13 protein-coding genes and 2 tRNA genes are annotated in these 12,973 nt (G+C 47.5%); 6 read left to right on the forward strand and 9 right to left on the reverse strand.

The window, feature by feature from the left end:
- Positions 1-144: 144 nt before the first annotated feature.
- From DEF47_RS04365 to DEF47_RS04385, 5 genes are all read right to left on the reverse strand, one after another.
- Positions 145-220 (reverse strand) — tRNA-Thr (locus DEF47_RS04365).
- 25 nt (positions 221-245) lie between these two features.
- Positions 246-331: transfer RNA gene (locus DEF47_RS04370), tRNA-Tyr, on the reverse strand.
- Positions 332-396: 65 nt separating this feature from the next.
- Positions 397-1,530, reverse strand: coding sequence for a pyridoxal phosphate-dependent aminotransferase (locus DEF47_RS04375; RefSeq protein ID WP_012187677.1), 1,134 nt, complete (start codon positions 1,528-1,530; stop codon positions 397-399).
- A gap of 11 nt (positions 1,531-1,541) precedes the next feature.
- Complete coding sequence (locus tag DEF47_RS04380; RefSeq protein WP_012187676.1) at positions 1,542-2,615, reverse strand: STAS domain-containing protein; 1,074 nt, start codon at positions 2,613-2,615, stop codon at positions 1,542-1,544.
- Positions 2,612-2,818, reverse strand: coding sequence for a hypothetical protein (locus DEF47_RS04385; RefSeq protein ID WP_041303782.1), 207 nt, complete (start codon positions 2,816-2,818; stop codon positions 2,612-2,614). The genes DEF47_RS04380 and DEF47_RS04385 overlap by 4 nt, the downstream gene beginning before the upstream one ends.
- Positions 2,819-3,250: 432 nt before the next feature.
- Here DEF47_RS04385 and DEF47_RS04390 point away from each other — a divergent pair, with 432 nt between their 5' ends.
- Together DEF47_RS04390 and DEF47_RS04395 are read left to right on the forward strand one after the other, a co-directional pair.
- Entirely contained in the window at positions 3,251-4,756 is a 1,506-nt protein-coding gene (locus DEF47_RS04390) for a carboxypeptidase M32 (RefSeq protein ID WP_012187675.1), read from the forward strand.
- 82 nt (positions 4,757-4,838) lie between these two features.
- Positions 4,839-5,900, forward strand: a complete 1,062-nt coding sequence (locus tag DEF47_RS04395; RefSeq protein ID WP_012187674.1) for a TRM11 family SAM-dependent methyltransferase — start codon at positions 4,839-4,841, stop codon at positions 5,898-5,900.
- Between the two features lie 141 nt (positions 5,901-6,041).
- Here the strand turns inward: DEF47_RS04395 and DEF47_RS04400 are convergent, their stop codons facing one another.
- Positions 6,042-7,331, reverse strand: coding sequence for a DUF2087 domain-containing protein (locus DEF47_RS04400; protein WP_012187673.1), 1,290 nt, complete (start codon positions 7,329-7,331; stop codon positions 6,042-6,044).
- A 138-nt stretch (positions 7,332-7,469) separates the two neighbouring features.
- On the opposite strand from DEF47_RS04400, the gene DEF47_RS04405 reads away from it, so the two are divergent.
- From DEF47_RS04405 to DEF47_RS04420, 4 genes are all read left to right on the forward strand, one after another.
- Positions 7,470-7,829: an ArsR/SmtB family transcription factor gene (locus DEF47_RS04405; protein WP_012187672.1), complete on the forward strand. Its 360-nt coding sequence runs from the start codon at positions 7,470-7,472 to the stop codon at positions 7,827-7,829.
- 55 nt (positions 7,830-7,884) lie between these two features.
- Positions 7,885-8,307, forward strand: coding sequence for a GNAT family N-acetyltransferase (locus tag DEF47_RS04410; RefSeq protein ID WP_012187671.1), 423 nt, complete (start codon positions 7,885-7,887; stop codon positions 8,305-8,307).
- 45 nt (positions 8,308-8,352) lie between these two features.
- The gene (gene arsM, locus DEF47_RS04415; protein ID WP_012187670.1) at positions 8,353-9,177 is read left to right on the forward strand and encodes an arsenite methyltransferase; all 825 of its coding nucleotides are present in this window, start codon (positions 8,353-8,355) and stop codon (positions 9,175-9,177) included.
- Between the two features lie 86 nt (positions 9,178-9,263).
- Positions 9,264-11,084, forward strand: a complete 1,821-nt coding sequence (locus tag DEF47_RS04420; protein WP_012187669.1) for a DUF8728 domain-containing protein — start codon at positions 9,264-9,266, stop codon at positions 11,082-11,084.
- A 48-nt stretch (positions 11,085-11,132) separates the two neighbouring features.
- Here DEF47_RS04420 and DEF47_RS04425 read toward each other — a convergent pair whose 3' ends face one another.
- Genes DEF47_RS04425 through DEF47_RS04435 form a run of 3 tightly spaced genes read right to left on the reverse strand, consistent with a single transcriptional unit; the run spans position 11,133 to position 12,934 of the window.
- Entirely contained in the window at positions 11,133-11,945 is an 813-nt protein-coding gene (locus DEF47_RS04425; protein ID WP_012187668.1) for a cytochrome c oxidase assembly protein, read from the reverse strand.
- A 4-nt stretch (positions 11,946-11,949) separates the two neighbouring features.
- Positions 11,950-12,282, reverse strand: a complete 333-nt coding sequence (locus DEF47_RS04430) for a cytochrome C oxidase subunit IV family protein (RefSeq protein WP_012187667.1) — start codon at positions 12,280-12,282, stop codon at positions 11,950-11,952.
- Between the two features lie 25 nt (positions 12,283-12,307).
- On the reverse strand, positions 12,308-12,934 hold the full coding sequence (locus DEF47_RS04435; RefSeq protein WP_012187666.1) for a cytochrome c oxidase subunit 3: 627 nt from the start codon (positions 12,932-12,934) through the stop codon (positions 12,308-12,310).
- Positions 12,935-12,973: the final 39 nt, after the last annotated feature.

The following is a 12,973-nucleotide window of genomic DNA, read 5'->3' on the forward strand; positions in this document are numbered from 1 at the left end:
GTCCCAATGTTGATGTGGGGCTTGTTCCGCTCGAACTTTTGCTTAGCCATTGAGTGTTAGTCCTCCTACAATCCCAAATGGGGTTTTGTAAGTTTCAATGAAAACGACCCGCACAAAGTGTCGGATCGTTTTCCAGCATAGGTATGGAGCCCTTGACGGAACTCGAATCCGTGACCTCACCCTTACCAAGGGTGTGCTCTGCCAACTGAGCTACAAGGGCATTGTCTGTGACATGGAAAACAAATTGGTGGGCAGGGAGGGATTCGAACCCCCGTAGGCGTAAGCCAGCGGATTTACAGTCCGCCCCATTTGGCCACTCTGGTACCTACCCGCTTTTTTTGTAAACCTGCCGTATTCCGACAGCGCAGCTGATTATAGCCGAAGATTGATTGCTTGTCAAATTGTAAGAATCTGAGCCAATTTTTGGATACCTGCTTGCCATTGGTGCGGTTCGGTCAAGGCCGAGAGCATAATCCGACAATCATCGATCCAATCGAAAAAGAAGCCTGGATGCACCAACACCCCTTGTTCGATCAAACGCACGACCAAGGCTTCATCATCGAATTCATCGCGTACTTGCAAAAATAAATAATAGCCACCATCTGGCTCGCTCCAAATCAAGCGTGGGTGCTGGGCTAAATGCTCACGGGCATAGGCAATATTCGCTCGCACTCGCTCAAGCATCTGATCGATAAACGGCGGCGCAGCATGCAACAAATCGGGCAGCATCGTCTGAATTAATGTGCTACAACTCAAAAAGGTATCGTTGATCAGTTCTAAACGCTCTGCATAGCCTTGAGCCGCTTGATTCAGCGCAATCCAGCCTAGTTTGAGGTCGGGCAAGGCTAAGAGCTTAGAAATGCCATTCAATTGAAATACGGGTACGTCGGGATGCAGCCCGCCTAATGCTGGCACATGCGATTTGGCCAACGCAAACGGCGCAAACACTTCATCGCAAATCAATGGAATTCCTAGTTGATTTAATGCGGCGATTGGCTCGCTAATAATTGCCCCAGTTGGATTATGCGGTGAAATTAATAAAATCGCCCGTGTGTTCTGATCAGCAGCGGCCAGCAACGAAGCCTGATCGATCACCCAATTGTTAGCAGGATCAAGCTCGTAGGTACGCAACTCAACGTGATGCAAATCGGCCAAATATTCAAACAATGGATAGGTGACATTTGGCCCAAGAATATTATCGCCTGGTGCGGTGAGCAACGAGAACAACAAACTATAGGCCTCGCTGGTGCTGGCAGTAATAAAAATATCATCAAGCGTTAGCGCCAAAGCTGGCCTGCGCTGAGCATAATAATCAATAATTGCCTGCCGAGTTGGCTCCAAACCGCGTGGATTTGGCTCGTAGCACCGTTGTGACCAATATTTTTGGGCGGCTTGCTCCAGCACATCGGGCGGAAAAAGCAAATCTTGCTGCGTTGGGTTACTACTGGTCAGATCAATAAAATGACCCGTCGCAGCGCGACGAGCCATTTCAATCCGGTTGGGCGTTAAATCAGTATCATCAAAAACCACAAGCCAAATTCCTAAATTGCAATATTCTTTTCAGCGATAATTTTGGCAATTCCATCACGCAACGAGCCAGCGGTGCGCAGGCCTTCCCAAGTAATCCCCAGTGCCACCAAGGTGCTCGCAACATGAGCGCGAATCCCGGTAATCACACATTCAGCGCCCAGCAAACGAATTGCGCGGGCTAGTTGAATTAAGTGCTGAGCAGTAGCCGTATCAACCACTGAAACCGCTGTGATATCCAGCAACACCGTGTGGGCACGCTCTTGTGAAACTCGATTCAGCAGCAATTCGGTCAAATTTTCCAGCCGTTTGCTTTCGAGGTGACCAACGATTGGCAACACCAACACACCATCGAGCACTGGAATAACTGGCGTTTCGAGGTCGCGCACCAATTCAAGCAAACGAGCTTGTTCAGCTGCTTGACGCTCGACCTGAGCCAAAGTTTTAGCTTGGGCTGCTTGAGCTTCTTCGGCAATTCGGCGGCGCTCATTGGCCTCGTTGAGTGATTGACGCAGCGTGTTGCTCAAACCAAGCAGCAACAAGGCAATCATCACAATCCCGCCGCCAATAAAGGCCGGAACCAACACTTTTGAAATTAGCAGGTTGAGGTGTAAATCATTCAGCCATTTTGGCGGAGTTTGTTCAACTCCATTCAAAATCGCAAAAATAATCGTAAAAATCACGCCAATCACTGCCGACCATGTGATTAATTCGTGGCGATCAGCGGTAACTGCATAGATACTGACCACACTCGTGACCGAAATTGCAATCAAATAGCCATTTTGGAAGAAAAGTGCAATTTCAAGTAATGCGACCATCGAGCTAATCAAGGCTGCCCATAAACGCCATTGAACAGGCTTGCTATTGGTATACCACAAAATCCCCGTTGAGCCAATCGATGAGATCGATAAGATCAACATTTGGACCCAAGCACTGTTGCCGCTAAAGAAATTGAAGAGAAAGAGGAAAAACAAGCTTAATGCAGTTGAGCCATTGACAAATATCCACACCAAATGGATGCGATCAAGCAAGGTTTTGCGGGCAGGAGATAGTTCGTTATCGTCGATGGCGGCGGGTAGCAAACTCATTCAGAACGCCCTTTCTTTCGAATGGTATCTTCTATGTCGTGGGCGGTGAGCGATACCATTGCCACTATTGATAACACGACAAAACCGAGCAAAGCCAGTGGTGCGATGGTTAAGGCTCCTGCATAGAGCAAGATAATGCCTAAAATCAACGTTGCAAAGGCAGCTACGCCAAGCTGTTTTGCAGATGGTAGTGATCGTTGCATAGTGAAAGACCCGTTGGGAAAAATGGTTATTCTTGAGTATGACATACTCGGTCGCTTCGCGCAACTAGAAATAACAGGACTATAGGACTTGATTTATGGGTTACCTAGGCAGTTTCGCTACCATCAAGGGATGAGTTCGCACCCCCTAATAGTACCAAGGGGTATCATACGTTTGGCCTATTTGAATCAACTGCAACTACGCTCAATTCTTGGCTCAGATCATTAGATTTGCCGGCTAGGGCTAAATAGTTGCTCATTTTAGCTGCTCAGGCATTCACCCATTCTAGATACTTGACTACTCACAAGGTTGAGGGCGCTCCAGATGATCGCTGCAATGCGTCAAACTGGTTCTCAGCTAGCGCTGAATTGAATTATAATGACTGAGCGAGTGTGCGCCGTTGCACAAGCGTACCACCTGTGTAGGAGAACAGAATGCAAGAACAATTAGCTGATTTGAAGGAAAAAATTGGGGTTGCTCAAGATTTATCGTATGCTAGCGCTGTGTTAAATTGGGATCAAAGCACCTACATGCCCGCTGGCGGGGCCGAAGCTCGTGGTCGCCAAATGGCCACGCTCAGCCGCTTAGCCCACGAGCATTCCACCGCGCCCGAAGTTGGTCGCTTGCTTGAACAGCTCGTGCCGTGGGCCGAACAACAAGATCCTGAATCGGACGACGCAGCCTTGGTCTTGGTGACCAAGCGCGATTATGACCAAGCGGTGCGCGTGCCCAGCGAGTTTATTGCTGAATTGTATTCGCACGTCGCCAAAACCTATACCGCCTGGACCCAAGCTCGCCCCAACAACGACTTCGCTTCAGTCGCCCCATTACTCGAAAAAACCCTTGACCTCAGCCGCCGCTATGCTGAATTTTTCGGCCCCAGCGAACATATTGCCGATCCACTGATCGATATGGCTGATCAAGGCATGACGGTGGCAAAAATTCGTGAGATTTTTGGACCCTTGCGCGAACAACTCGTGCCATTGGTCAAAACCATCACCGAGCAACCTGCCGCTGACGATAGCTGTTTGTTGCAACACTACCCCGAAGCTGAGCAATTGGCCTTTGGTGAAAGCCTCATTCGCGAAATTGGCTACGACTTCGAGCGCGGTCGCCAAGATAAAACCCACCATCCCTTCATGACCAAGTTCTCGATTGGTGATGTGCGGATCACCACCCGCTTCCGTGAAAACGATTTGAGCGATGGCCTGTTTAGCACAATTCACGAAACTGGCCATGCCGTCTATGAGTTGGGCGTAAATCCAGCCTACGAAAATACCCCATTGGCAAGCGGAGCTTCGGCAGGAACCCACGAATCACAATCACGCTTGTGGGAAAATGTGGTTGGTCGCAGCCGCGCCTTCTGGCAATATGCCTATCCCAAAGCTCAGGCCGCTTTCCCCAATCAACTGGGCAAGGTCGATTTAGATACCTTCTATCGGGCGATTAACAAAGTGCAGCGCTCGTTGATTCGCACCGATTCAGACGAAGTGACCTACAACTTGCACGTTATGATTCGCTTCGATTTGGAATTGGCCTTGCTCGAAGGTAAATTGGCAATTCGCGATTTGCCTGAAGCTTGGCACGAACGCTATCGCAGCGATTTGGGCATTACCGCACCCGATAATCGCGATGGTGTGCTGCAAGATGTCCACTGGTATGGTGGGATTATCGGTGGCTCGTTCCAAGGCTACACGTTGGGCAATATCCTCAGCGCTCAAGTTTTTGATGCTGCTGTGCGAGCCAATCCCAATATACCAACTGAAATTAGCCAAGGCCAATTTGCCAACCTGCACAATTGGCTGAAATCGAATATGTACGTTCATGGCCGCAAATATAGCGTACCAACCTTGATCCGCAAGGTTACAGGCCAAGACCTCAGCATTGAGCCGTATATTCGCTATCTCCGCACCAAATACGGCGAACTCTATTCGTTGTAAAATAAGCGTCTCGCACAGTAAACGTTTGTCGGGGTTGGTTGCACAAACCAGCCCCGCTTGAGAATTGTTCATGGGTGATTGCATGGATCGGTTGCTTTGGTTTCGCAAACCACGTTTGCTCAATCTTCTGGCTGGTTGGCGTGATCTCACAGCCCTCGTCGCACTCCGCGCTAGTATTCTTGCTACGACCTCGCACTTAGCCGATTATGCCGATGGGATCGCTGATCAGGCTGAGAGTGTCGCGTTTGATTATGCTTTTTTGCTTGGTGAGTTGCAGCAAATTAGCGAGGCCCAGACCCTCGAACGAGCGCATTACTATATCGAGCGGCTGGCTCGGAGCATTGCCACCGTGCGCACCACCGCGATCAACGATATTAACCTCAATCGTTGGAAGGAATACGACGATATTAACACTGATAGCCTGTGGATGATCGATCGCCGCGATGGCTCGGGAGTGCATTCGGCGGGCTATTGGGGCAATTTTGTACCGCAAATTCCCAATCAGCTGATGCGGCGTTATACCAAACAGGGCGATTGGGTAATTGATACCTTTGCAGGCTCAGGCACAACGTTAATCGAAGCCCAACGCTTGGGTCGCAATGTGCTGGGCGTTGAGTTACAGCCGCATATGGTCGAGTATGCCAACCAAGCCGTCGAGCGCGAGCCAAATCCGCTGGCGATTGTGGCGCGTTCAGTCCATGGCGATTGCACTACAATCAATTGGCAAGCACTTTTAGCAGATTATGGTCAGTGCCATGTACAGTTGGCGATTATGCACCCGCCCTATTTCGATATTATCAACTTCAGCGACGATGAACGCGATTTATCCAATGCACCTTCAGTCGAGGATTTTCTGGGCCAAATGGCGGCGGCGGTGGCTCAGGTTAAGCCTGTTTTGCAACGCGGTCGGCATCTGGCGGTAATTATCGGCGATAAATATATGCATGGCGAGTGGGTGGCTCTTGGATTTCGCACCATGGAAGTTGTACAGCAGCAAGGCTTTCAACTCAAAAGCATCATCGTCAAAAATTTTGAAGATACCACTGGCAAGCGCCATCAAAAAGAGCTATGGCGCTATCGCGCCTTGGTCGGCGGCTTTTATATCTTCAAGCACGAATATATTTTTCTATTTCGCAAGAAGTAATCAAGAGGTCAACAGAACATAGCGCATAAAAGACAACAATCGATTCCAAATTTATTTTTTCACCACGAAGAACACGAAGAACACGAAGGAGTTAGATATTAACATTACTTAGCGCTCTTCGCGCTCTTCGCGGTTAACACTCTACTCTTCCTTTTTGCGCCAATAGCGCGAGCCAGTCCCATCGCGCTCGAACAGTTTGACATCGATCAAGTAGCGGCGCAGGTTGGCTACATCGCTGCCAGTGTGCGGCTTGAGCAGCTCGTTAATTTCGCGTTCGCTATATTCACGGCCAAACTCAAATTGCTGGGCAAAATACTCCAAAATCGGAATCCGATCGATGTGTTTGCTAGGCCAAGTAACCATGCGCCCTTCACGATTGAAAAAGCGTTGAATGCTGGTTGGCACTGCTGATGCTGATTGAGCTGAGCTACTTGGGCTTGCGCTTGGTTGATTGAGCGTTTGCTCAAGCGCCGCCAAGGTTGCCCCGATGTGGCTTGTGACCAAGCGATAGCTCTTGGTTGCGCCGCCCGCCCGCCGCTCCTGCACAAAGCCAGCATTGCGCAAAATATTCAAATGGCGCGAAACGCTCGATTGCGGTAGTTGGGTTTGGCTAATAATTGCTTGAGCCGACAATTCGCCCTGCGCCAAAAGCTCCATAATTTGAATCCGCGCGGCATCGGCTAGCGCTTGCAAGCGAAATAATAACTCGTTGCGACTCACCACCCGTGGCTGAAGCTCGTTACTGATGCCAAAACCAATGCCAACCCACAAACGCTGGCGATCAGCCAAAAACGTGGTTAGGCTGCCATTTTGGGTCGCGGCAAACAGTACAATTTGGCGTTGTCCCTGCAATTGCTGCCACTCTTGATTAACTGCATAGCCCAAGCTTTGGCGAAAACCTTTGAGTGCGGCTTCATTGGGAACTTGGGCTTGGAGCTGGCGATTGAGTTGGCTGATTGCAGTTTGGGCTTGTTGCCACTCAGCTTGCAAGCAAAGTTGCCACATATGCTCAAGGTGTTGGCAAACCCGCGCCAACAATTGATCTGGTTGTTGCATCGCCGCCAAAAGTTCTTGTTGGGTCGCAAGTTCGCTATAAATGCCAGCATTGCGCAAGGCCTGCCACAGCCGTTCGCTGGTGAGCGGCCCAGCGCTCGCGCTCAGTTCGAGCAGGTGTTGTTGGAGTTGAGCGACCCATTGATTTGGCTCGCTGCTGCCTAGTTCGGCCAAAAAATCATCCATGGGTTGGCTAGGGTTTTGCGGTAATAAACCAAAGCCCAAGCTTGCCACCAATTGATTATCGGCCAATTGCTTGGCGCTAAGTGCCTGCGCCGTCCGTTGAACCCAAGCTGAAGCCCCACGAATTGTCGCTGCCCGATTGAGCAATTGCAGCGTGTTAAGGCTATCAGTGACCGCTGATGATTGAAGTTGCATATTATTTCTCACTAATTTATTCAATAATTGGATAATTGAATAATAAAATATTGAATAACTATGTAAATCAGTCTTACGATGGATTTCAATATTGAATTAATTCGATAAGTGTGCTATAGTGCTAGTGGAGGCTGAATTATGACTGGCATTATTGAACTGATTGCCCAAACTACTGGCTGTTGTGCGCCCGCCAGCGCTGGCTTGAACGAAACTGAAGCCGAGGCGATTAGCGCCGATTTTCAGGTGTTCGCACATCCGGTACGGGTGCAATTGCTGACGCTGCTGACCAACTCAACTGACGATGTTTGCGTCTGCGATCTGGAGGCAGCGGTCGCGGTCAAGCAGCCAACTGTCTCGTATCATCTTAAGTTGCTGCGCGAAGCTGGCTTGGTCAGTTGCGAACGGCGTGGGCCGTGGGCCTATTATCGGGTTGAACGCGAACGCCTTGCCAGCCTCAAAGCCCGCATCAACCGCCACTTGGATACTTGGAATCGCTAGCCTCAGGCTAGCTTTTTTTTAGCTTTTGAATTGAATTTTTTCAATAGGATGGCCTATGCAACTTGAATTAATCACTTCAGATCAACAGCCAACATTCGAGCATTTATTGAGCACAGTCGGGTTGGGTAACGAAGGTTTAGCCACGGCCCAAGCTTATGGCTGGTGGCAAGACGGCAAGCTACAAGCTGGTGGCGCACTTGAAATCTACGGCGAGCTTGGCTTATTGCGCTCAGTCGCAGTTAGACCAGATCAACAAAACCAAGGCTTAGGCGCGGCTTTGTTGGATGCTTTGGAGCAACAAGCCCGACAACTTGGCTTGCAAACACTCTATCTTTTGACTACCAGCGCCGCCAAATTTTTTGCCGCCCACGGCTACCAGCCAATCGAGCGAGCCGAAGCCGATTCGCGCTTGCATGCCTCGGTGCAGTGGGGCAGCATTTGCAGCAGCGCGACCTTGATGGTCAAACACTTAGTTTAATTTTTTTGCTAGCAAGATTGAATTTTTTCAATGGAGAAGTGAATCATGAACGATCAATCGATTAAAGCCAGCGTCCAAGCCTATTATGGTGAATGGGCTGAGCAAGTGCAGCAGGAGCAGCCAAAAACTAGTTGTTGCAGCAGCCATGATATTTCGCTAAGCAGCACGCTCTACCGTGATACAACAACCGCCGATTTGCCCGCAACCGCCGTCAACAGCACCCGTGGTTGTGGCAATCCAGTTGTGCGGGCCGCCTTGCAACTAGGCCAGGTCGTGCTTGATCTTGGCTCTGGTGGCGGTTTGGATGTGTTGCTTGCTGCCAAACAAGTTGGACCAAGCGGCTTTGTCTATGGAGTTGATATGACCGATGCCATGCTCGATTTGGCCCGCCAGAATGCGCATAAAGCCCAGATTGAGAATGTGGCTTTTTTGAAAGGCGATATTGAGCAACTGCCACTTGAGAATGAGCAAGTCGATGTAATTATCTCCAATTGCGTGATTAACCTCGCTCCCGATAAGGGCATGGCCTTGCGCGAGGCCTATCGTGTGCTCAAAGTTGGCGGCTATATGGCGATCTCCGATATTGTGATCGACGGCAGTTTGGCTGATTTTCCTTTGCCTGAAGCCAGTTTACGCGCGGCCATGAACTGGGCTGGTTGTGTAGCGGGTGCGCCAACGCGTGAACAATATCAACAATTTTTGGCGCAAGCAGGCTTTCAAGCGATTAGTTTCGAGGTAACCCATCGCTATAGCTTCGAGGATATTGGCGGCAAGTTGCCCGAGGAATTAGCCGGATTAAGCGATTTGCAAGGCCAACAATTGGCTGAACGCTTTACATCGTGCTTGATTCGTGCCCATAAACAAATTTGAGTTTCACTTAAAATTGCCTATAATAAGCCAAAACTCGTACCATTTAAGATCAATCCATTAGATGTTTCAATGCATTGAAACATCTAATGGATTTTTATGCAAAGGCTTGTATGGGCACATTTAAATTAACATCAATCAAAGATCGGTATATTATTGTATTTGGAACATTTTGTATATTTCTATGCTATGCACTATTTATCTTCAATTCTGATGTGGCTTATTTAGCCTTTACTCAACCTCAAGATGATTCGTTTTATTATTTCCTACCGGCCTGGAATTTCAAAGCCTATGGATTTTATACCTTTGACGGTTTGAATGAAACATACGGCTTTCAGCCATTATGGATGGTTTTACTAACCATAATGGCTTTTTTTATATCAAGTAAAATTCTATTTTTCAAGCTTTCGCTTCTAGTGGGATGCCTGTTCTATCTCTTAACTGGCTTAATTATCTACAAAATCAGCAAGTTATTGATCAGGCAACGGCTACTAACATTTATTCCATGGTTTGTTTGGGTTAGCAATATCTACTTATTACGTATATTTGCTTCAGGTAAAGAAAATTCACTCTCAGTTTTTTTATATGCACTGATTGCTTTAAGCCTTCTCAATATCCATTTTAAAAATCGCCAACAATCAAGCCTGTATGGGTTAATCGATGCTAGCTTTATGCTGGTTCGGATCAACAATCTGATGTTTGTTGGGCCAATTCTGCTCTATCGGCTCTATCATAATCGTCAGCAAAAATCCCAGATTGGATTCTATTTAGCAACCTTTAGTTTAGTATTAAGTCTATGGTTTGGCTATAGCTATGCTGCATTTGGTACGCTTTTTCCCAATAGTGGCAGCTTAAAGACAGTTATTTCTAAACCTTCAATCGTCTATTGGCTTAATCAACAAACTGGCGTTGAGCTGGGTGGCATGCTTAGCTCACAGGAACAATTACTCTTACAGCATCCTGAATTTTTAGATGTTCCGCGGGCGAATTTCTTCTGGCAATATCTTAGTCAAATTGTGCCCCAAAAAGTTACAGATATTTATTTTGATCAAAAATTCTCGTCAATAACGCTTGTTTCAACGCTCAATCAAGTTCTTTTGCTGAGTATTGGGCTTGGATTAATTGGATTTTTAGGTGGATTATGGCAACGAAGCATTACCATCAATCAACAACTAATCAAATTATTAAGCTATTGTGGCATCATTGCCTTAGCAAATAGCGTGGTTAATTGGCTATTTTTTCAACGTTACCTCAGCTTTACGATTTGGTATCCAGTACCAGAATTATTTTGGTTTAGCTTGGTATTGGGTTTATTAGTGGTAGCAAGTATCATTGGTTGGCAACAATTAAGCCAAATCAAACCCATCATTAAGCCAGTGCAATACATAATGTTGCTAGCAATTGGCATATTTTTATTAAGCCCATTGAGTCGTTTTCCACAGGAGCTATTACCGCAAAAAACCAGTGAACATTATCGTGGAACCTATCGATTTTTCTCGTATATTTGGCAGGATGAAGCACTCAAAGCCACTAGTTGGGCCAACCAAGCATTAGCGCCAAATACGACTATTGGTTCGTGGAATGCAGGGATTGTTGGCTATTTTTATGAAAATGGTTCGACGATTAATTTAGATGGCTTAGCAAACAGCCCAGCGTTTGTCGATGAGGTTTTACGCCAGAATATTTTATTTACACGTGGCTTAGCAAACGAAAATGTGCTATGGAACTATATTCAACACCAGGATATTCGCTATATTATTGATTCATGGTATAGCGGGGAAATGGGCAAAAGCAGATTTATTAATAGTATTCCACCAGAGCATTATGAAATTATCTACGAGGGTGCGGTTACGTTTTCAGATGGGAATCGGCCTGATCGAAGAATGTATGTATTGAAATTGAAGTATTAACAATCAATGCGGCTAAACAAGCAATCGCTTAGCCGCATTCGCCCAAACTTACTGGCGAGCCGCCGCTTTTTGGTCGGCAATGCTCGGTAGGCTTTGTTCTTCATCCTCGCGGTTCATCCATTTGAAGAAAGCGATGGTGATTGCTAGGATAAAAATCGAGCCACCAGGAATCCACATAATCAACGCACCAATTTGTTGATCGGCAATCGCGCTGATGCCCCAAATCCGTGGCGCTAGCTCGTAGGTTGGGTACAACACGCTATCAGCAAAGGTGATCAAGGCACCCAAAATCGTTGGGATAATTGAATTCACAAAGTAATAGAGCATCTGCACCGGATACGACGAGCGTAATTCGGGCAACGGAATTAGCGATGGTGCCCACAATAAAATTGCGCTGCCCATCATCATTTGATGTTCGAGAATGTGCACCAGTTCGTTGCGCAAGGCCAAATCGTAGAATTGGGGAAAGTGCCAGCCATTGAAGGAAATATTAAAGGCACTAAATGCCACGATTGGGTTGACGGCAAAACGCACAATACTATAAACCCATGGCAATTGCACCAAAGGCCGCAGTAGCCATTCGGGGATGCCAATTAACAACATTGGGGCACAAAACATGGTCAAAATCATATGTTGAACCATGTGCATGGTAAAAAGATAGCGATCAGCCCAAATGCCAATTGGCGACATGATCGACAAACCAAGCGCCAACAAGCCGCTTAAGAAGGCAACAGCCTTCCCGACTGGGAAGGCTGCTGGCCCGCCTAGGCGCTTGCGAGCTGGGCCAACTGCCCAGAGATAGCCAACTGTTGCGGCGATTAAGCCAAAAAGCAGCGGCCAATCAAGCGTCCAGTCATTCATTTGCTTACCATAATTCTGGTTGGAACAGGGCAAAGAAGCCCAACATCATCAACAGCACACACACAATTGGGAAGACAAACAGCGTCCCAAACATGCGGCGATCGCCTTTAAGGTGCATATAGAACATCATCACAATTGCGCCTTTGATTGTCATCAATCCAAGCAACAATGCGACTTCTAATTGTTTGGCCATAATCTCAGCTTTGTTGATGATCGGTAGGGCAATTTCAATCCCCGTCATCACCAACAAGACAAAGAAGATGATCACATACAACTTAGCATGGCTGTGATGAGCTTCGTGTTCGGTTGGGGCGTGTTCATCATGACCGTGGGCCATTATGTACTCCTTGGATAAATAATGGTTAGATCAGATAGATCACCGTAAAGATCAAGACCCACACTAAGTCTACAAAGTGCCAATACAAGCCGCCTAGCTCGACAGCCATATAATTGCCAGCATTGTAGCGCTCAGGGTGGCGAATTGCCGAAACCAATAATGATGTGAGCCAAACCACCCCAACTGCAACGTGGGTTCCGTGGAAGCCGGTTACAAAGAAGAAAGTCGAGCCAAACATCATATTTTTAATCGTCACACCTTCGTGGACAATGTGATAGAACTCGTAAACCTGACCACCCAAGAAGACCAAACCACAGGCGATGGTTGCTCCCAACCAGAAGCGGAAACGCTTTTGGTTGTTGGTTTTAACCCCATCCAGTGCCAACACCATTGTCAAACTACTGGTCAACAAGATGAAGGCTAGAATCGAGGTCAGCACATTATCGCCAAACAAATTACGAACTGCCGCAACATCATAATTGGCTTTGCTTGATGATGGTGCTACAACCCCGCGCATTGAGAGGTGAGTAACCACCAAAGCTCCGAAGAAAAAGACTTCTGAGCCAAGGAACGTCCACATGCCCAGTTTGCGTAAATCGAGGCCACGCCCAGGATCATTTTTATCGATATCGCGCACGACTGCCTGTGCCATAGATTCTCCCAAATAACTGGGCTCGATGCCGATCATGCA

Source organism: Herpetosiphon sp. (genome assembly GCF_003512625.1).
GTDB lineage: Bacteria > Chloroflexota > Chloroflexia > Chloroflexales > Herpetosiphonaceae > Herpetosiphon > Herpetosiphon aurantiacus.